Origin of the sequence: Streptomyces sp. NPDC001599 (assembly GCF_042893535.1) — a bacterium.
Lineage (GTDB): Bacteria > Actinomycetota > Actinomycetes > Streptomycetales > Streptomycetaceae > Streptomyces.
This window is the reverse complement of sequence record NZ_JBIAVA010000001.1, coordinates 775,147-793,851: the sequence shown is the minus strand read 5'-3', so window position 1 is coordinate 793,851 and position 18,705 is coordinate 775,147. Positions and strand designations below refer to the sequence as shown.

The window sequence follows — 18,705 nt, the reverse complement described above, 5'->3', positions numbered from 1 at the left end:
CGTCAGGCCGCCGCGTCACCCGCGGTGTCGCCGCGCACGACGACCAGGAACATGTCCGTCGCGAGGTCCATCACGACCTCGGCGGGCATACCTTCCAGACGCCGCGCCTGTGCGAACTCCTCCGCCGGCCAGGATCCCCGCGGTCCACCGGCGGGAAAGCGTTCGAGCACCGTTCGCCCGTTCACTCCGCACCTCCATGTAGCGCTGTACTCGTAGAGTTAAACGCCAACCATGGAGCGAACGCCTCGCCCGGTGATGGTACTGAGACATAGTTGACACCCGTTCACCGCAAAGTGTGAGCCGGGCCTCAGCCGTCCGGCCGCTTTCGCCACCGAGCGTCTCAGTCCTCGTACTCGTCGTGATAGCGCACTCTCCCACTGCCCGCGGGCGCACCGAGAGCCGACGCGCGCCCCTCGGGTCTCTCCCACGGCTCCCGCCGACCGAGCGCGGTCAGGTCGAGCAGGCTGGTGGTGGAACCGAGCCCGTCGAGGCCGCGTTCGTACGTCGAGTAGGTGTGGAAGACCCGCTCGCGGTCCCGCAGGAAGCAGCTGAGCCCCGGCCGCTCGACCAGCTCGCCCTCGTGCTCCAGGGTCGCCTCGAAGTCGGTGTTGAAGTCGCTGACGTACGACGAGTACCAGGGCAGTGTCCAGCCCATCCGCGCCTTGAACGGCAGGATCCTCGGATACGGCGCCCGGGAGACGGCCGCGAAGGACGTACCGCGGGCCCTGAGGTGCGCGAGGTGGCCGATCTGGTCCAGGAACGCCGAGCAGCTGCGGCAGCCTGCGTCCCACTCGGGCGCGAACATGAAGTGGTAGACGACGAGCTGCTCCCGGCCCTCGAAGAGGTCGAGCAGGGTGGCCTTGCCGTCGCCGCCCTCGAACACGTACTCCTTGTCGACCTCCACCATGGGCAGCCCGCGCCGCTCGGCGTTGAGGGCGTCACGCGCGCGGGTGGCCGCCTTCTCCTTGGCCAGTAACGCCTCGCGCGCCGCGCGCCAGTCCGCGCGGGTGACGATCTCGGGCAGTGACATGGCTCCAGCCTCCTGTGCGACGTGCTTCCTGCGTCGTGCGTCGTGTTCCGTCCGACGGCCGACGGCCGACGGTCCGACCCGGTCGGGCCGTCCCGGTGGTGACCGAAGGGCGGAGCGGAACTCATCGCTGCCCGGCAAGATTCTTTTCGACAGGTCGCTGAACAGTCTCTGAACAGGCCTTTCAGGTGTCGTACTCCTGGATGCGCCGGCCGTGCCCGCGGTCGGTCAGGGCGGGCAGCCGCTCCCCCAGTTCCCGGACCACCTCGGGCACGTCCACGGTGAGCAGTTCGCGGTCCCGCATGAGGACGCGTCCGTCGACGATGGTCGTGCGCACGTCGGCGGAGCGCGCGCTGTGCACCAGGGTGGCGGCGAGGTCGTGCACGGGCTGGGTGTGCGGGCCGGTGAGGTCGACGAGGATGAGGTCGGCCCGCCGCCCCGGCGCGATGCGGCCCACGGCGTCCCCGAGGCCGACCGCCCGGGCGCTCTGCACGGTGGCGTGGTGGAGGGCCTGGCGGGAGGTCAGCCAGCGCGGGTCGCCCTCGGTGGACTTCTGGATCAGGGACGTGAGCGCCATCGACTCCCACACGTCGAGGGAGTTGTTGGACGCGGCACCGTCCGTGGCGAGCCCCACCGAGACGCCGATGTCACGCAGCGCGCGCACCGGTGTGGTGCCGGGCCAGGCGAACTTGAGGTAGCCGCGGGGCGCGGTCGCCACCGCGGTACGGCCGCCCGCGCGCGCGAGGAGCGGCAGGTCGTCCTCGGTGATGCCGGTGCCGTGGGCGATGAGCACGTCGGTGTCGAGTACTCCGGTGCGTTCCAGTACCCCGATGGGAGTGACCCCGTGCCGGGCGAGGCTCGTGTCGGTCTGGTCGCGGTTCTCGGCGGCGTGGATGTGCACGGACAGGCCGTGCTCGCGGGCTAGTTCCGCGGTCGCGGCGAGGTCGGCGTCGACCACCGTGTAGGGGGCGTGCGGGGCGAGTGCGGTGGTGATCCGGCCGGCGGCGGAGCCGCGGCGGCGCAGCGCGAACTCCAGTGACGCCGCCAGACCCTCGGGTCCCTGCGAGGAGAAGTACGCCTGCCCGAGCTGCGCCCGCATCCCGCACCGGTCGACGACCGCGGCCACGGCGTCCATGTGGAAGTAGCTGTCCGCGAAGGTCGTGACGCCCGCGCGGATCATCTCGGCGCAGGCCAGCCGGGCGCCCAGGGTCACGTCCCGCACCGTGAGGTTGGACTCGACGGGCCAGACGACGTCGTTGAACCACTCCTCGGTGGGCAGGTCCTCGGCGAGTCCGCGCAGGGCGACCATGGGGGCGTGCGTGTGGCAGTTGATCAGCCCGGGGAGGGCGACCTGACCGCGTGCGTCGATGCGGTCGGCGGCGGGCACGGCGGCCCCCGCCGCGGCGGTCGTCACGGACTCGACGACCCCGTCGCGGACGACCACGGCCGCGTCCTGCTCGAAGTCGATCCGTTCCTGCTCGTCGTGCACGAGGACGGTGCAGCCGGTGATGACGAGATCGGCAGACTCGGCGGACTCCGCGGACTCCACGGACTCGGCAGGCCCGGCGGGCTCGGGTGAAGAAGGCGTCATCACGCCAACGTACGGTGCCGTCCCACGCGTCCGCGCCGCTCGGCGAGTTCGTCCCGCAGCGCGGCGAGCCGTTCGGTGTGCCGGGGTGTGAGCCGCCCGGTGTCGTCGAGGTGCACGGCGCAGGCGGTGGTGGTGTCGACGAGCCGTTCGAGGACCGCCGCGACCTCGTCGGTGCCCTCGGAGTGCCGGGCGAGGGCGGGCAGTTCGGCGGCGGCACGGGCGATGGCGGCGCGGGCCTCGGCGAGCGTGCGGTAGGCCTCCCGGCGCAGCGTCCACCGGGCGGCACGGTCGTCGGACTCGCTCAGTACGTGCGCGAGGTAGGCGTGCGCGGCCGCGTCGGCGGCGTCGACACCCGCCCGGATGCCGGCGCCCCGCTGCCCCGGCATCGGCAGGTGCCCGGCCACCAGCACGATCGCGCAGGCCAGCAGCGTCTCCCCGATGCGGCCGGCGGAGGCCTGCGGTTCGCCGCCGACCATGACCAGGGCGAGGACGAGAACGGTGACGACGGTGGTCTGGGCGGCGAAGTGCCGCGCGGCGACCGGCACCAGGGCACCGCAGACCGCGACGAGGACGACCAGCCCCTCGGGCCGGGGCAGCACGGCCGCGAACCCGGCGAACAGCAGCGCGCCGAGCACCGTCCCGGCCGCCCGGCACAGCACCCGCGACACCAGCGGGCCGAGGTCGGGCTTGACGAGGAAGACCGCGGTGGCGGGCAGCCAGTACCAGTGCTGGTGGGAGCCGTGCCAGTGACCGTGGTGCAAGGCCTGGGCGACGGCGGCACTGGCGCCGAAGCACAGTCCGACCCGCAGCCCGTACTCCCGCCCGCCCGCGCCGAGCACCGCCCGCGCCACCGAGCCGGCTGATCGCCTCCGGACGTGCAGGTCGGGGCCCTTGCCCCGGTCGAAGGCCTGCGCCGCGTGCAGCAGGGCGTCGTCCAGGGCGCGCAGGGCGGGATCGGTCCGGCTGGGGGCGGGCAGCGGCCCGGCGTGGGTGTTGCGGCGGACGGCCGCGGCGAGCCGCCGGGGGCCTTCGCCGGCCCGCGCGGGCACCGCCTGCTCCGCCCACGCGAGGGCGGTCGCGGCCTCGCCGAGGGGCAGCGCGGCGGCGTACTGGGCGTGCAGTCGCCGTTCCGCGGCGGTGGAGGCGCGGCGCCGCAGCCGGGGTCCGGCGAGCGCGTCCTGCGCGTGGTCGAGGGCGGCGGTGAGCGCGGCCCGTCGGGCCACGGCGTGGTCCGTGCCGACCGCGTCGAGGAGCGCGGCGACGGCCTCGTAGACGTCGGCGACGGCCGCCCGCTCCCCGTCGAAGCGGAAGCCGAGACGGAGGTCGCCGGTGAGAGAGGCGGGTGTGGGCAGGACCAGCCGCAGCAGGAGCAGCCATCCGGCACCGGCGAGGAAGGCGAGGGCGCTCCGCCACCCGGGGTCGGGCAGCGGCATCCCGGCACCCACGGCCGCGGTGACCAGCAGCTGCGTCCCCGTCCCGGAGGCCACGGGCCCGACCGCGCTGACGCACCCGGCGACCAGTCCGAGCCCGGTCAACACCAGGGTCAGCGCCACGGCCCCGAGGTGCTGCCCGGCGTACGTCCCGACGAGCAGCCCGAGCGCCCCCGCGAGCGCGGGTACGCCGATCCGCCGCACGGAGGTACGGCGACTGCCCGGCCGGTCGTTGATGCCGGCCAGCATGGCGGCGATCGCGGCGACGACTCCGAGGGAGGCCCGCCCGGCGGCCAGGGCGGCGATCAGCAGCGGCCCGCCGGCCAGCGCGCCGCGGACCACCGCGTTCCAGGGCACGGGGCCGCGCTGGGTGTTCAGGGCGTGGCCGAGCCAGGGCGGGAGCGCGTGGGCGGCGGTGCGGAACACGGGGTGCGGGGCTCCTGTCGTCCGGGCGAGGCGGTGGTGAGCCTTCGGGCGACGGTGGCCGGGCTGGGCGGTGCGCTGTCAAGCGTACGACGGGTTTTCGAAGCCGCGGAAACGGGCCTGTTTCGGGCGGATGACGGCCGTCGAGCGCCACGCCGCACCCACGCCGGACCCGTGGTGCGCTCAGTGGCCGACGGCCTCCATGGCCTCGCGCAGCAGTGTCTCGGCCCGTGTCACGGACTGCTCCAGGGCCTCGGGCCGAGGGGCCGCCTCCGCCAGCAGGGCGTCGATCCCGTCCAGCCCGGCCCGCTGGACCAGGCCCTTCTCGTTCGTCACCCACTCCCCCCGCGCCGCCAGCACCGCGTGGGCCGTCTGGGTCGTGGCGAGGGCGAGCGCGCCGGCGACCTGGGTGAGGGCTCCCTTGGGGGCGTGGCCGGCCTTGGCGTAGGCGAGGGTGGCGGTGGCCGCGCCGTACCAGCGTTCGGGCGCGGTGGTGCGCAGGGCCTCCGGGTAGGCGGCGGGGCGGGGCGGGTCGCCGCGCAGCACCTCGTTGATCGCCAGCTCGGCGACCACGAGGTAGGTCGGGATGCCCGCCAGGTGGAACATCAGCGGCTCGACGCCGAAGCGGCCCGCCTCCGCCTCCGCCATCTCGTGCTCCACCACGTCGAGGTCGCGGTAGTGCACGTCGACCCGGCGCCCGTCGATCGTCAGCCAGGCGCCCCCGTTGAAGACTCCGCCGCCCCAGGCGCCGAGCTCCGAGACCTCTCCCGGCCACCCGACGGCGCGCAGGTCCTCCGGGTCGAAGGCGCCCCGGTAGTAGACGGCCAGGTCCCAGTCGCTGTCCGGTCCGTGCGTGCCCTGTGCCCGGGAGCCGCCGAGGGTGACCGCGCGGACCGCGGGCAGGGCGGCGAGCCGGTCGGCCGTGGTGTCGAGGAAGGCCTGGTCCGTGAGGGTGGGCGTGGGCACTGGCGGGGGCTCCTGACGGTGGGGTGGGCCGGGGGCGGGCCGACGCCGGGCAGCCTAGGCGGCCGGCCTGCGGGCCGCGAGCGAAATTCGGGTGCGCGGCGCGGTCGGAGAACGGACGATCGGGAGGTTGCCCGCCCGTCTTCCAGGAGTCCACGTGATCCAGCGCGTCACCGTGCCCGGCCTCTTCCCGCCGCCCGTCTACTCCCACGCCTCCGTCGTCGAGGCCGGGACCAGGCTCGCGTTCCTCGCCGGTTCCGTCCCGCTCGACGCGGAGGGGAAGCTGGTCGGCGAGGGCGATCCGGTCCGTCAGGCCGAGCAGGTGCTCGCGAACCTCACCGAGCAGCTGCGTGCGGTCGGGAGCGGGCTGGAGCACGTGCTGTCGACCGATGTGTACGTCGTGAGCGCCGAGACCGCCGCGCTGTCCGCCGTCTGGGACGTGGTCGAGGCGTCCGGGCTCAGCACCGGTCCGCACTCCTCGACGCTGCTCGGGGTGAGCTGCCTCGGCTACCCGGGGCAGCTGGTGGAGATCACCGCGACCGCGGTCGTGCCGGAGAGCGGCCGACCGTGAACCGGGGGGCGGAAGCCGACGCGGGTGCCGGTGGGGGTACCGACGCGGGTGCCGGGGCGGTCGTGCTGCGGCGCGCCCGGGCCGTCGACGCGCGGGCGGCGGCCGACGTGTGGCTGCGCTCCTTCGCCGCCGCGCTGCCGACCGTGGTCCGGCCTCGCTCCGACTCCGAGGTCCGTGCGTACTTCCGGCACGTGGTGGAGCGCCACGAGACCTGGGTGGCGGAGAGGGCCGACGGCGCGGTGGCCGGTGTGATGGTGCTCGAGGGCGAGGAGCTGTCGCAGCTGTACCTCTCCCCCGAGCTGCGCGGCCGCGGGATCGGGGACCGGTTCGTCGCCCTGGCCAAGGAGCGCCGGGCGGACGGGCTGTCGCTGTGGACCTTCCAGGTCAACGCGCCCGCGCGGCGCTTCTACGAGCGGCACGGGTTCCGGGCCGTGGAGTGGACGGACGGCGACCGGAACGAGGAACGGGAGCCGGACCTGCGCTACGAGTGGCGGGCTCGGTCCGCCTAGGGCTGTCCGTCATTCCGCGGTGCCACCGCGGGCGTACTTGTCCGTCGCCGCCAGCAGTGCCTCGTCGCCGACCGCCCCGGCGTCGTGTCCGGCCTCGTCCACGATCACCAGGTCGCTGTCGGGCCAGGCGTGGTGGAGCCGCCAGACGATGCCGAGGAGGTTGCCGAAGTCGAGGCTGCCCTGGACGAGGGTGCCGGGGATGCCCTTCAGCAGGTGCGCGTCCCTGAGGACCACGCCCTCGTCGTTGCCGTCGCCGAGGAAGTGGTCGTTGCCCCAGTAGTGCGTGACGGTGCGGGCGAAGCCCATGCGGAAGTCCGGGTCCTGGTAGCGGGCGACCGAGCCGGGCGGCGCGGGGATGGTCGCCGTCTCCCAGTCGGTCCAGGCGCGCGCGGCCCGCTCGCGGACCGCCTGGTCCGGGGACTCCAGCAGGCGGTTGCAGGCGGCGGCCAGGTTCCCGTCGCGGGTGTCCGGGGGCAGTTCGGCGAGGAACCGCTCGTGGGCCTCGGGGAAGATCTTCCCCAACCCTCGCGTCAGGAGGTCCACTTCGGCGTTGGAGCCGGTGGCGACCCCGGTCAGCACCAGCTCGGTCACCACGCCGGGGTGCGTCTGCGCGTACCGCAGGCCCAGGACCGAGCCCCAGGACACGCCCCACACCAGCCAGCGCTCGATGCCCAGGTGGGCCCGCAGCCGCTCCAGGTCCGCCATGAGGTGGGCGGTCGTGTTGACGCTCATGTCCGTGTCGGGGGCGCTCGCGCGGGGCAGCGAACGTCCGGCGCCGCGCTGGTCGAGGAGGACGATCCGGTAGGCGGCGGGGTCGAAGTAGCGCCGGTGCCCCGGACTCGCCCGGCTGCCGGGTCCGCCGTGCAGCACCACCGCGGGCTTGCCGTGCGGGTTCCCGCAGGTCTCCCAGTACACGTGGTTGCCGTCCCCGACGTCGAGCATGCCGTGGTCGTACGGTTCGATCTCCGGATACAGGCCCATCGGAGCACCGTAGCGGGGGCTGCCTCGGGCGATCATCCCCTTTTCCGGGGCGAGCCTCACGGGGTGGGCAGACCCGCCGTGTCCGCCGCCGTGCGCAGCACGTCACGCAGCATCTCGGGGGTGAGCCGGCCGGTGAAGGTGTTGCGCTGGCTGACGTGGAAGCAGCCGAAGAGGTGCAGGTCCGGCCCGTCGGCGGCGTCCAGGGTCACCTGCGCGCCGTGTGCGAAGGCCGGACGGGGGCGGGGTACGGTCCAGCCCGCACCGGCGAACGCGGGCAGCGCCGCCTGCCAGCCGAAGGCCCCGAGGACGACCACCGCCCGCAGCGTCGGCCGCAGCAGCCCCAGCTCCCGGACGAGCCAGGAACGGCAGGTGTCCCGTTCGGCGGGGGTGGGCTTGTTCGCTGGCGGGGCGCAGTGCACGGGCGAGGTGACACGCACGCCGTACAGTTCCAGCCCGTCGTCCACGTGGACCGCGGTGGGCTGCGAGGCGAGGCCCACGTCGTACAGCGCCTGGTACAGCACGTCGCCGGAGCGGTCGCCGGTGAACATCCGGCCGGTGCGGTTGCCGCCGTGCGCCGCGGGCGCCAGGCCGACGATCAGCAGCCGCGCGTCCGGCGGGCCGAAGCCGGGCACGGGTCGCCCCCAGTACGTCCAGTCGGCGAAGGCGGCCCGTTTGGTACGGGCCACCTCTTCCCGCCACTCGACCAGCCGCGGGCAGGCCCGGCACCCCGCGATGCGCTGGTCGAGTACGCAGAGGCCACCGGTGTCCATGCCTCCACCGTAAGACCCTCTCGGGCACGGGCGGGACGCGCGAGCCCCCCGGGTGCTCTCCCGTCCATGGGGGCCGTCTTCGGCCGCCGGAATTGCGGCCCGCTGCGCCGCGCCGGGCGGTTAGGGTCGAACCATGGCTTCCGAGCATGACGAAGGCGGGAGCGGCCCGGTGGCCGCCCCGCAGGACGGCGCCGCTGCCGCGGCCGGGACACCGGACCCGAAGACGGTGGCGGCGATCGCCGCCGCCGAGGCGGCCGGGCCGCAGAACGGCGAGAGCGTCCGCGTGGACAGCTGGATCTGGGCCGTCCGCCTGATCAAGACCCGCTCCCTGGGCGCGACCGCCTGCCGCGGCGGCCATGTCCGGGTGAACGGCGAGCGGGTGAAGCCCGCGTACTCGCTCCGCGTCGGCGACGAGGTACGCCTGCGGCAGGAGGGCCGGGAACGGGTCGTCGTCGTGAAGCGGCTGATCCGCAAGCGCGTCGGTGCCCCGGTCGCCGTCCAGTGCTACGTCGACAACTCGCCGCCGCCCCCGCCCCGCGAGGCCGTCGCCCCGGCCGGCATCCGGGACCGCGGCGCAGGCCGCCCGACCAAGCGCGACCGCCGCGAGATGGACCGGCTGCGCGGTCTGGAGAGCCTGAGCAACTCCCGGAGGGACGCGGGGACCGGGCCCTGAGCGGTCCGTGCTCGGGTCACGCCCGGTCACGTGCTCGGGTCACGCCCGGTCAGCCGCGTCGGACCCGGGCGCGCAGCAGTCGGCGCAGCTCCTCGTTGTGCCCGCGGCGGGCCCGGGCGACGATCAGGAGCGGCACCATCAGGATCAGTGGTGTCGCCGCGTTCGCACCGTCGAAGTAGGTGAGCTGGACGACGAACGCGCCCACCATCAGCGCGCTCAGCGCCGTCGCCGCCACCGACTGCAGCACTGGGACGAGCAGGGCGACCGCTCCCGCCAGCTCGAGCACACCGATCGCGTACATGCCCGCGTCGCCCCAGCCCATCTCGGCGAAGGTGTCGGCCGCCGAGGAGTGCGCGATCAGCTTGGGCAGGGCGCTCGCGACGGCGAAGAACAACGCGAGGAGCACCTGCACGACGCGCAGGGCGACCCGGAGGCCGCGGCCGCGGGCCGGGACGGTGGGGGCGGGAGCGGGGGAAGCGGTGGTTTCGGTCATGGCGGTCTCCTGAGCCGAGCGGTCCGTGCTGCTGTCGGCATTCAGACCGCCCGCCGCCCCGGAACTCATCGCCGGACCGAGCCCCGACGCCCCTTCACCCTTGCCGGGCTGGCCGCGCCGGCCGGGCCTGCCCTTGCCGTCACCCCTGCCGCACGGGCACGGCCCTCACCCACGTCTCGTCGTCGGTGAGATACCGGTCCACCGCGAGTCCCGCCTCCCCGAGTGCCTCCTCGAACTGCTCCCTGGTCAGCGGCCGGGCCTGGAAGGTCTGGGTCCAGACCGCGTCCGGGAACTCGTACTCCGCCCGGACCGAGTTGACGCCGTCGCCCACCGGGTCCGCCGACAGGATGCGGACGGTGAAGCCGCTGGGGTCCACCCGCTCACGCGGCAGATTCGTGTGGTAATCCGCCCCCTCCCGCTGGATCAGCACACAACCGTCCTCCGCCACGTGCCGGGCGCAGGTACGCAGCAGGCCCCGCCGCACCTCCACGTCCCCGGTGTGCACGAGGAACGACGCCAGCATCACGGCGTCGAAGCGCTCGCCGAGGTCGAGGTCATCGATCGGGCCGCATATGGTGCGTGCCCCGCGCACGCGCTCCAGCATCTCCGCGGACTCGTCCACCGCGGTGACCCCGAACCCCCTCTCCAGCAGGGGGTGCGTCATCCGCCCCACCCCGCTGCCCAGCTCGAGTATCCGCGCGCCCTCGGGCACGGCGGCGGCGACGATGTCCGGCTCGGCTCCGACCGGCAGCCTCGAATAGAGCTCGACCGCACAGCCGTCCGGGGTGATGGCTCCGGGTCCCGTCCCCTGGTGTCCCTCTCGCATGCTCAGCTCCATACCCGTCCAACGGCCGCTCCCGCACACCCGTTCCCCCTCACCCTCGGTTCACCCGACCGAGTGAACGCGGCCCGCCACGTGGTGCGGTCGGTCCGACGATGCGCCTCGTTTCCCCCTCGGCGTGCGCCGCAGTACGTTCGATACAGGAGTGGTGAACCCATGCGTACGGGCAGTGAACCGGCCACCGCGCGCAGTGCCCTGCGGGCGCGGTTCTGGCTGAGCCTGTGGGGGCTGGTCTGGGCGGTCTTCGGCACGGCCGTCTTCGCGCTCACGGGGCACTTCGGCTGGGCGCTCGCCTGCGGGGTGCTGTGGCTCGTCGTCACGGCCGACCTGGCCGTGATCCTGCGGCACCTCCGCCAGGGCCCGCACTACCAGCCGGGCCGGAACATCCCGCCGTACCTGCCACCGAGGCGCTGACACCGGGCGGTGCCCCCAGGAGCCGACCGCAAGAGCCGACCGCCAGGAGTCCGCCGTTACGAGTCGAAGCGCGCCTGCTGCAGGTACTCCGGGTTCGGGTCCAGGGCCGCCGCCAGCCGGAAGTGGCGCCGGGCCTGGCCGGGGCAGCCCCGGCGCTCGTAGGTGCGGGCGAGCGCGAAGTGCGCGAACGCGTTGTCCGGCTCGCGCTCCAGGACGATGGTGAACTCCAGCTCGGCCGGACGCAGTTGCGCCGCCGCGAAGAAGGCACGCGCGCGCAGCAGCCGTGCCGCCGTGTTCTCGGGATGGGCGCCGATGACAGCGTCGAGCAGTTTCACCGCGCCGCGCGGATCCCGCGCCGCGAGCAGTTGCTCGGCGGCACGGAAGTCGATGACATCCGTCTCCGGAGTACGTCCGGTCGGACCGCTTGTCTCGGGCACGGCTGAGTCCTTCCCTCGCTGGAAGGGATCAACGCACGCGCCGGACCCGCTATTCCGTGTGTGCCCCGCGCGCCAGTTCGTCCCAGACCTCCTTGACGCGCCGCCGCAGCTCCTGAAGCGGTACGTCGTTGTCGACGACCACGTCCGCGATCTCCCGGCGCTGCTCGCGCGTCGCCTGGGCGGCCATGCGGGCCCGTGCGTCCTGCTCGGTCATGCCGCGCAGCCGCACCAGCCGGTCGAGCTGGGTGGCGGGGGCGGCGTCCACGACGACCACGAGGTCGTACAGCGGCGCGAGACCGTTCTCCGTGAGCAGGGGGACGTCGTGGACGACGACGGCGTCCTCGGCGGCGGCCTCTTCGAGGGCACTGGAGCGCTCGCGGACCAGCGGGTGCACGATGCCGTTCAGGACGGCCAGCTTCTCGGGGTCGGCGAACACGATCGAGCCGAGCTTCGGCCGGTCCAGGCTGCCGTCCTCGGCGAGGACGTCCTCGCCGAACGCCTCCACGACCGCGGCGAGCCCCGCTGTTCCGGGGGCGACGACCTCGCGCGCGATCCTGTCGGAGTCGATCAGTACGGCACCGTGCTCGACGAGGAGCCGTGACACCTCGCTCTTGCCGGCGCCGATCCCGCCGGTCAGGCCAACCCTCAGCATGAGCGGAAGCTTAGAGGGTGCCGGTCACGGCGTCAGCCGTCGCCCTCCCGCTCGGCGAGGAACCGTTCGAACTCGCGGCCGATTTCGTCGGCGGAGGGGATCTCGACGGGTTCGGCGAGCATGTTGCCCCGGGTCTCGGCACCGGCGGCCGCGTCGTACTGGTGCTCTAGGCCCTGGACGAGGGCGATGAGCTCCTCGTCGCCCTCCTGGATCTGCCGGTCGATCTCCGTCTGGGTGCGGTGGGCGTCCGTGCGCAGGGAGTGCGCGATGCCCGGCAGGACCAGGCCGGTCGCCGCGGTGATCGCCTCCAGGACGGTCAGCGCCGCGTCCGGGTACGCGGAGCGGGCGACGTAGTGCGGGACGTGCGCGGCGACGCCGAGCACGTCGTGGCCGGCCTGCGCGAGCCGGTACTCGACGAGCGCCTCCGCGCTGCCGGGGACCTGCGCCTCCTCGAAGGGGCTGCGATGGCCCGGCACGAGATCGGTGCGGCTGCCGTGCGGGGTGATGCCGACGGGCCGGGTGTGCGGGACGCCCATGGGAATGCCGTGGAAGCTCACCGCCAGGCGGACGCCCAGGCGCTCCACGATCTGCCCCACGGCCGCGGCGAAGCGCTCCCACTCCACGTCCGGCTCGGGGCCGGACAGGAACAGGAAGGGCGCCCCGGTGGCGTCCTGGACGAGCCGCACCTCGATGGTGGGTTCCTCGTAGTCCGTCCAGGTGTCCCGCTTGAAGGTCAGCAGCGGCCGACGGGCCCGGTAGTCCACGAGCCGGTCGTGGTCGAAACGGGCTACGACCTGGTGGGGCAGCGAATCGAGCACCTGGTCGACGATCTGGTCGCCGGTCTCCCCGGCGTCGATGTATCCGTCGAAGTGGTACAGCATGACCAGTCCGGCCGACTCCTGGGCGAGTGCCATGTCGACGACGGCAAGGCCCTTCGGCTCCCAGGCGTACAAATCCTGCGGATCAAGCACAGTGACCGCTCCCCTCCTCGTGTTCGTATGTCACAACACCCTTGCGGGGTGCGGCATTCCCGGAGGGAAAAACCGAAGGGGCCGCACCTCGAAAGGTGCGGCCCCTCGGTCAACCGCTGTGCTTCGACCGCTGTGTGTCAGCGGCCGGGTGCGCAGAGCTTCAGCTCTGGCCGCCGGCCAGCTTCTCGCGCAGCGCGGCCAGCGCCTCGTCCGACGCCAGGGCGCCGGAGTTGTCGCCGCCCTCGGAGGAGTACGAGCCGCCGCCGCCACCGCCACCGGACGCGGCCTGAGCCGCACCCGCGGTGTCGACACCCTCGGCAGCGGCCTTCTCGTCCGCCTCGCGGGACTTGATGACCTGCGCCTGGTGCTGCTCGAAGCGCTGCTGGGCCTCGGCGTACTGCGTCTCCCAGGCCTCGCGCTGGGTCTCGTAGCCCTCGAGCCAGTCGTTGGTCTCGGGGTCGAAGCCCTCGGGGTAGATGTAGTTGCCCTGGTCGTCGTAGGACGCGGCCATGCCGTACAGGGTCGGGTCGAACTCGACCGTGGACGGGTCGGCACCGAAGGCCTCGTTGGCCTGCTTCAGCGAGAGGCTGATGCGGCGGCGCTCGAGGTCGATGTCGATGACCTTGACGAAGATCTCGTCGTTGACCTGGACGACCTGCTCCGGGATCTCCACGTGGCGCTCGGCCAGCTCGGAGATGTGGACCAGACCCTCGATGCCCTCGTCCACGCGGACGAACGCACCGAACGGAACCAGCTTCGTGACCTTGCCGGGCACGACCTGGCCGATCTGGTGGGTGCGGGCGAACTGCTGCCACGGGTCTTCCTGGGTCGCCTTCAGCGACAGGGAGACACGCTCGCGGTCCATGTCGACGTCGAGGACCTCGACGGTGACCTCCTGGCCGACCTCGACAACCTCGGACGGGTGGTCGATGTGCTTCCAGGACAGCTCGGAGACGTGGACCAGACCGTCGACGCCACCCAGGTCCACGAAGGCACCGAAGTTGACGATCGAGGAGACGACGCCGGAACGGACCTGACCCTTCTGGAGGGTCGTGAGGAACGTCTGGCGGACCTCGGACTGGGTCTGCTCCAGCCAGGCACGGCGGGACAGAACCACGTTGTTGCGGTTCTTGTCCAGCTCGATGATCTTCGCCTCGAGCTCCTTGCCCACGTAGGGCTGGAGGTCGCGGACGCGGCGCATCTCGACCAGGGAGGCCGGAAGGAAGCCGCGGAGGCCGATGTCGAGGATGAGACCACCCTTGACGACCTCGATGACGGTACCGGTGACGATGCCGTCCTCTTCCTTGATCTTCTCGATGGTGCCCCAGGCCCGCTCGTACTGGGCACGCTTCTTCGAGAGGATCAGGCGGCCTTCCTTGTCCTCCTTCTGGAGAACAAGGGCCTCGATCTCGTCACCGACGGCGACGACCTCGTTGGGGTCGACGTCGTGCTTGATCGAGAGCTCGCGGCTCGGGATGACACCTTCGGTCTTGTAACCGATGTCGAGCAGGACCTCGTCCCGGTCGACCTTCACGATGACGCCGTCGACGATGTCGCCGTCGTTGAAGTACTTGATCGTCTCGTCGATCGCGGCGAGGAAGGCTTCCTCGTTACCGATGTCGTTGACCGCAACCTGCGGGGTGGTGGCGGTGGTCTCGGTGCTGCTCGTCATGTGGGAAAGGGCTCCGGTACGGACATTGAAGTCGTAGGTACTGCTTACGCCGGGAGCCCGTTTCGCTCTGCAGAAGCCGGACAGCCAAGGAAGCGTCACCTAAATCCACTGGTGACGCCTCGAGAACCGAGGGGACATACAACAGATGCGAGCGCGACCTGCTACGTCTGAGGTGCGCAGGCCCGCAGCGCAACTTGTAGCATACGGGGGCAGCCGGGCAGGGTCAATGCGCGAAGCCGCACACCCGGGGCGGATCGTCGCATACCCGGCACAAAAGCCGTCTCCCGAGGCCACATGGACCCCTGGATGCCTCTTGCGTGACACGAGGGGCGGGCGGCACGGAAGAGCCCGCAGACTAGTACGAGGGAGCCGGTCATCCAAGAGGGAGTCGAAGCATCCGAACCCGAGGCCACCCGGCGCGCCGCCGGTGTCACGGAGAGTTCCCGCGCCAACCGCGGCTGGTGGGACCGGAACGCGGACGAGTACCAGACCGAGCACGGCACCTTCCTCGGGGACGACCGCTTCGTGTGGTGTCCCGAGGGCCTGGACGAGGTGGAGGCCGAGCTGCTCGGCCCGCCGGAGGACCTGAAGGGCAAGGACGTCCTGGAGATCGGCGCCGGCGCGGCCCAGTGCTCGCGCTGGCTGACCGCCCAGGGCGCCCGTCCGGTGGCCCTCGACCTCTCCCACCGCCAGCTCCAGCACGCCCTGCGCATCGGTGTCTCGTTCCCCCTGGTGTGTGCCGACGCGTCGGTGCTGCCCTTCGCGGACGGCTCGTTCGACCTGGCGTGCTCGGCGTACGGGGCGCTGCCGTTCGTCGCCGACCCGCGGCTGGTGCTGCGGGAGGTGCACCGGGTGCTGCGACCGGGCGGCCGCTTCGTCTTCTCGGTCACGCACCCGCTGCGCTGGGCGTTCCCGGACGAGCCGGGCCCCGAGGGGTTGTCGGTCTCCGCCTCGTACTTCGACCGGACGCCGTACGTCGAGCAGGACGACGAGGGCCTCGCGGTGTACGTCGAGCACCACAGGACGCTCGGTGACCGGGTGCGGGACGTGGCGACGTCCGGGTTCCGGCTGGTGGACCTGGTGGAGCCGGAGTGGCCGGACTGGAACACCTCGGAGTGGGGCGGCTGGTCGCCGCTGCGCGGGCATCTGATCCCGGGGACGGCGATCTTCGTCTGCGAGCGCGACTGAGCCGTACCGGGAGGCGGGTGCCCGCGCGCGTGGAGGGCGCTTTCGCGGACGTACGACACTGGGGGCGTGATCCGTTACGACGCCCTGGACGCGCTGCCCGTGCGCGGCGCCCTGCCCGCGCTGCACGACGCCCTGGAGGGGCACGGCACGGCGGTGCTGGTCGCGCCGCCCGGCACCGGCAAGACGACGCTGGTGCCGCTGGCGCTGGCCGGGCTGCTGGGCGGGGAGGGGGATCCCGCGCGGCGCGTGGTCGTGGCCGAGCCGCGGCGGATCGCCGCGCGGGCGGCGGCCCGGCGTATGGCGTGGCTGCTGGGTGAGAAGCCGGGTGCGAGTGTCGGGTACACCGTGCGCGGAGAGAGGGTCGTGGGGCGCCACGCGCGCGTGGAGGTCGTCACGACGGGCGTGCTGTTGCAGCGGCTCCAGCGGGACCAGGAGCTGACGGGCGTCGACGTGGTGGTGCTGGACGAGTGCCACGAGCGGCATCTGGACGCGGACACGTCGGCGGCGTTCCTGTGGGACGTACGGCAGGCCCTGCGGCCCGAGCTGCGGCTGGTGGCCGCGTCGGCCACGACCGACGCGGAGGGCTGGTCCCGGCTGCTGGGCGGCGCGCCGGTCGTCGAGGCGCAGGGCGTGTCGTATCCCGTCGAGGCCGTGTGGGCGCCGCCGGTGCGTCCCGTGCGCCCGCCGCACGGGATGCGGGTGGACCCGGCGCTGCTCGACCACGTGGCCTCGGTGGTGCGGCGGGCGCTGGCCGAGCGGGACGGGGATGTCCTGTGCTTCCTGCCGGGGGTGGGCGAGATCTCCCGCGTCGCCGGTCGGCTCGGGTCACTGGCGGACGTCGATGTGCTTCAGGTGCACGGGCGGGCGCCCGCTGCCGTGCAGGACGCGGTGCTGGCGCCCGGGGCGCGGCGCAGGGTGGTGCTGGCGACCTCGGTGGCCGAGTCCTCGCTGACGGTGCCGGGTGTGCGGGTGGTCGTGGACGCGGGGCTGGCGCGGGAGCCGAGGGTGGACCACGCGCGCGGGCTGAGCGCGCTGACGACGGTACGGGCCTCGCGGGCGGCGGCGCGGCAGCGGGCGGGCCGGGCGGGACGCGAGGCGCCCGGGGTGGTGTACCGCTGCTGGGCGGAGGCGGAGGACGCCCGTCTGCCGCGGTTCCCGGCGCCGGAGATCAAGGTGGCCGACCTGACGGCGTTCGCGCTCCAGGCCGCCTGCTGGGGCGATCCGGACGCGTCCGGTCTGGCGCTGCTCGACCCACCGCCCGGCGGCGCGATGGCGGCCGCCCGGTCGGTGCTGGAGGCGGTCGGTGCCGTGGACTCCGCGGGGCGGGCGACGGAGCGAGGTGTACGCCTGTCCCGCCTCGGCCTGCACCCCCGGCTGGGCCGGGCACTCCTGGACGCGGCGGAGCTCGGTGCGGGGGTTGCGCCCCGCGCCGCCTCGCCGACGGCGACCTCGGCGCCGCGACACGCCGACGGCGGCACCGCACGACCGGCCGCCACCGAGTCCGGGGCCTCCGGGGCGGGCGGCATCAGGAGCGGTGCGGCAGAGGTGGTGGCCGAGGTGGTGGGTCTGCTGAGCGAGGAGGCGCCGCGGGAGTACGGGGACGATCTCGGGTCCGTACTGCGGGCGGCCCGGCGTGGAGGGGACGCGTACGGAGCACGGTGGCGGGCAGAGGTACGGCGGCTGCGAGCCGCCTTGGAGGGCAGCGACGGTGGGCGGGGCCGGCGCGCCACCGGGGACGGACGCGACGGCCGGCGGGGACAGCGCACCACCGCGGAAGGTGCCGCCGGCGGGCAGGGACAGCGGGTCGCCGTCGAGGGTGGCGACGGCCGGCGGGGCCAGGGCGCCACCTCGCAAGACGACGACAGCGGCCAGGGACAGCGGGTCGCCGTCGAGGGGCGCGACAGCCGGCGGGGACAGCGCGCCACCTCGCAAGACGACGACAGCGGCCAGGGACAGCGGGTCGCCGTCGAGGGGCGCGACAGCCGGCGGGGACAGCGCGCCGCCGCGGAAGGTGCCGACAGCGGACGGGGACACAGGGGCGCCGTCGAAGAGGGCGACAGCCGGCGGGGCGTCGGGGAGGGTGGTGTCAGCGGGCGGGGGGAGCGGGTTGGTGAGGACGTTCTCGCCGGGCTCGTTGCCGCGTTGGCGTTTCCGGAGCGGGTGGCCAGGAAGGACGGCGGTTCGTATCTGATGGTCTCCGGCACCCGGGCGGAACTTCCGCAGGCGTCGGCACTGCGCGGGGCGCCCTGGATCGCCGTCGCCGTGGCGGACCGGCCCGTGGGAAGGGGGCACGCGCGCGTGCAGCTCGGCGCGGCCGTGGACGAGGAGACGGCCCGGCTCGCGGCGGGGGCGCTGCTGACGGAGCGCGACGAGGTGCACTGGGCCGACGGCGACGTGGTGGCCCGGCGGGTCGAACGGCTCGGGGCGGTGGAACTCGCGGTGCGGCCCCTCTCCGACGCCGACCCCGTGCTCGTGCGGGGCGCCCTGCTGGAGGGGCTGCGGCGGGAGGGGCTGGGGCTGCTGCGGCGTTCGGCCGACGCCGACCTGCTGCGCAAGCGGCTCGCGTTTCTGCGGCGGCACCTGGGCGAGCCCTGGCCGGACGTCACCGACGACGCGCTGCTCGCGCGCGCGGACGAGTGGCTGGAGCCCGAGCTGAGCCGCGCCCGGCGGCGGGCCGACCTGGGGCGGATCGACGCCGGGCAGGCGCTGACGCGCTTGCTGCCCTGGGCTTCGGGTGAGGCGGCGCGGCTCGACGAGCTGGCCCCCGAGCGGATCCTCGTCCCCAGTGGGTCCAGGATCCGGATCGACTACGGCGACCCCGAACAGCCCGTACTCGCCGTGAAGTTGCAGGAGATGTTCGGGCTCCAGCAGTCGCCCGGGATCGCCGGGGTGCCGCTCCTCGTGCATCTCCTGTCCCCCGCCGGCCGTCCCGCCGCGGTCACCGCCGACCTGGCCTCGTTCTGGAAGGACGGCTACACCGGCGTACGGGCGGAGCTGCGCGGCCGGTATCCGAAGCATCCGTGGCCCGAGGACCCGGCCACGGCGGAGCCGACCCGGTACACGAAGGCCCGGCTCGGCAAGTGACCGCGGCCCGGCGGG

At 73.6% G+C, this 18,705-nt stretch carries 19 protein-coding genes; 6 read left to right on the top strand and 13 right to left on the bottom strand.

The window, feature by feature from the left end; translation table 11 throughout:
* Window positions 1–2: 2 nt before the first annotated feature.
* The 5 genes from ACFYZ3_RS03595 to ACFYZ3_RS03575 all read right to left on the bottom strand — a co-directional run bounded on the left by ACFYZ3_RS03595 (window position 3) and on the right by ACFYZ3_RS03575 (window position 5,437).
* Complete coding sequence (locus ACFYZ3_RS03595; protein WP_388513724.1) at window positions 3–185, bottom strand: hypothetical protein; 183 nt, start codon at window positions 183–185, stop codon at window positions 3–5.
* A 155-nt stretch (window positions 186–340) separates the two neighbouring features.
* On the bottom strand, window positions 341–1,030 hold the full coding sequence (locus tag ACFYZ3_RS03590) for a DUF899 domain-containing protein (protein WP_388513723.1): 690 nt from the start codon (window positions 1,028–1,030) through the stop codon (window positions 341–343).
* 181 nt (window positions 1,031–1,211) lie between these two features.
* Complete coding sequence (locus ACFYZ3_RS03585) at window positions 1,212–2,618, bottom strand: amidohydrolase (RefSeq protein ID WP_388513722.1); 1,407 nt, start codon at window positions 2,616–2,618, stop codon at window positions 1,212–1,214.
* Complete coding sequence (locus ACFYZ3_RS03580; protein WP_388513720.1) at window positions 2,618–4,474, bottom strand: FUSC family protein; 1,857 nt, start codon at window positions 4,472–4,474, stop codon at window positions 2,618–2,620. Before ACFYZ3_RS03580 ends, ACFYZ3_RS03585 begins: the two co-directional genes overlap by 1 nt.
* A gap of 180 nt (window positions 4,475–4,654) precedes the next feature.
* Window positions 4,655–5,437 carry a nucleotidyltransferase domain-containing protein gene (locus ACFYZ3_RS03575; protein ID WP_388513719.1) on the bottom strand — a complete coding sequence of 261 codons (783 nt, stop codon included), beginning with the start codon at window positions 5,435–5,437 and terminating at the stop codon, window positions 4,655–4,657.
* 154 nt (window positions 5,438–5,591) lie between these two features.
* Between ACFYZ3_RS03575 and ACFYZ3_RS03570 the strand changes: the two genes are divergently transcribed.
* Entirely contained in the window at window positions 5,592–6,005 is a 414-nt protein-coding gene (locus ACFYZ3_RS03570) for a RidA family protein (RefSeq protein WP_109031910.1), read from the top strand.
* On the top strand, window positions 6,002–6,514 hold the full coding sequence (locus tag ACFYZ3_RS03565) for a GNAT family N-acetyltransferase (RefSeq protein ID WP_388513718.1): 513 nt from the start codon (window positions 6,002–6,004) through the stop codon (window positions 6,512–6,514). Before ACFYZ3_RS03570 ends, ACFYZ3_RS03565 begins: the two co-directional genes overlap by 4 nt.
* A 9-nt stretch (window positions 6,515–6,523) precedes the next feature.
* Here ACFYZ3_RS03565 and pip read toward each other — a convergent pair whose 3' ends face one another.
* Together pip and ACFYZ3_RS03555 are read right to left on the bottom strand one after the other, a co-directional pair.
* The gene (gene pip, locus ACFYZ3_RS03560) at window positions 6,524–7,495 is read right to left on the bottom strand and encodes a prolyl aminopeptidase (protein ID WP_388513717.1); all 972 of its coding nucleotides are present in this window, start codon (window positions 7,493–7,495) and stop codon (window positions 6,524–6,526) included.
* 56 nt (window positions 7,496–7,551) lie between these two features.
* On the bottom strand, window positions 7,552–8,265 hold the full coding sequence (locus ACFYZ3_RS03555; protein ID WP_388513716.1) for a uracil-DNA glycosylase: 714 nt from the start codon (window positions 8,263–8,265) through the stop codon (window positions 7,552–7,554).
* A gap of 133 nt (window positions 8,266–8,398) precedes the next feature.
* On the opposite strand from ACFYZ3_RS03555, the gene ACFYZ3_RS03550 reads away from it, so the two are divergent.
* Window positions 8,399–8,938 (top strand): RNA-binding S4 domain-containing protein, encoded by a 540-nt coding sequence (locus ACFYZ3_RS03550; protein ID WP_388513714.1) that lies wholly within the window; start codon window positions 8,399–8,401, stop codon window positions 8,936–8,938.
* Between the two features lie 49 nt (window positions 8,939–8,987).
* Here ACFYZ3_RS03550 and ACFYZ3_RS03545 read toward each other — a convergent pair whose 3' ends face one another.
* Together ACFYZ3_RS03545 and ACFYZ3_RS03540 are read right to left on the bottom strand one after the other, a co-directional pair.
* On the bottom strand, window positions 8,988–9,431 hold the full coding sequence (locus ACFYZ3_RS03545) for a DoxX family protein (RefSeq protein WP_388513713.1): 444 nt from the start codon (window positions 9,429–9,431) through the stop codon (window positions 8,988–8,990).
* A 139-nt stretch (window positions 9,432–9,570) separates the two neighbouring features.
* Window positions 9,571–10,257 (bottom strand): class I SAM-dependent methyltransferase, encoded by a 687-nt coding sequence (locus ACFYZ3_RS03540; protein WP_388513712.1) that lies wholly within the window; start codon window positions 10,255–10,257, stop codon window positions 9,571–9,573.
* A 171-nt stretch (window positions 10,258–10,428) separates the two neighbouring features.
* Between ACFYZ3_RS03540 and ACFYZ3_RS03535 the strand changes: the two genes are divergently transcribed.
* Window positions 10,429–10,686: a DUF6343 family protein gene (locus tag ACFYZ3_RS03535; protein WP_388513710.1), complete on the top strand. Its 258-nt coding sequence runs from the start codon at window positions 10,429–10,431 to the stop codon at window positions 10,684–10,686.
* Window positions 10,687–10,742: 56 nt separating this feature from the next.
* On the opposite strand, the gene ACFYZ3_RS03530 is transcribed toward ACFYZ3_RS03535, so the two are convergent.
* From ACFYZ3_RS03530 to rpsA, 4 genes are all read right to left on the bottom strand, one after another.
* Window positions 10,743–11,123, bottom strand: a complete 381-nt coding sequence (locus tag ACFYZ3_RS03530; protein ID WP_388513709.1) for a tetratricopeptide repeat protein — start codon at window positions 11,121–11,123, stop codon at window positions 10,743–10,745.
* Between the two features lie 49 nt (window positions 11,124–11,172).
* Window positions 11,173–11,775 carry a dephospho-CoA kinase gene (coaE, locus tag ACFYZ3_RS03525; protein ID WP_388513708.1) on the bottom strand — a complete coding sequence of 201 codons (603 nt, stop codon included), beginning with the start codon at window positions 11,773–11,775 and terminating at the stop codon, window positions 11,173–11,175.
* A 32-nt stretch (window positions 11,776–11,807) separates the two neighbouring features.
* Entirely contained in the window at window positions 11,808–12,746 is a 939-nt protein-coding gene (locus tag ACFYZ3_RS03520; protein WP_388513706.1) for a PAC2 family protein, read from the bottom strand.
* A gap of 160 nt (window positions 12,747–12,906) precedes the next feature.
* Entirely contained in the window at window positions 12,907–14,418 is a 1,512-nt protein-coding gene (rpsA, locus tag ACFYZ3_RS03515) for a 30S ribosomal protein S1 (RefSeq protein WP_109031901.1), read from the bottom strand.
* A 375-nt stretch (window positions 14,419–14,793) separates the two neighbouring features.
* Here rpsA and ACFYZ3_RS03510 point away from each other — a divergent pair, with 375 nt between their 5' ends.
* The gene (locus tag ACFYZ3_RS03510; protein WP_388513985.1) at window positions 14,794–15,606 is read left to right on the top strand and encodes a class I SAM-dependent methyltransferase; all 813 of its coding nucleotides are present in this window, start codon (window positions 14,794–14,796) and stop codon (window positions 15,604–15,606) included.
* Window positions 15,607–15,672: 66 nt separating this feature from the next.
* The gene (locus tag ACFYZ3_RS03505) at window positions 15,673–18,690 is read left to right on the top strand and encodes an ATP-dependent helicase C-terminal domain-containing protein (protein ID WP_388513705.1); all 3,018 of its coding nucleotides are present in this window, start codon (window positions 15,673–15,675) and stop codon (window positions 18,688–18,690) included.
* Window positions 18,691–18,705 lie beyond the last annotated feature (15 nt).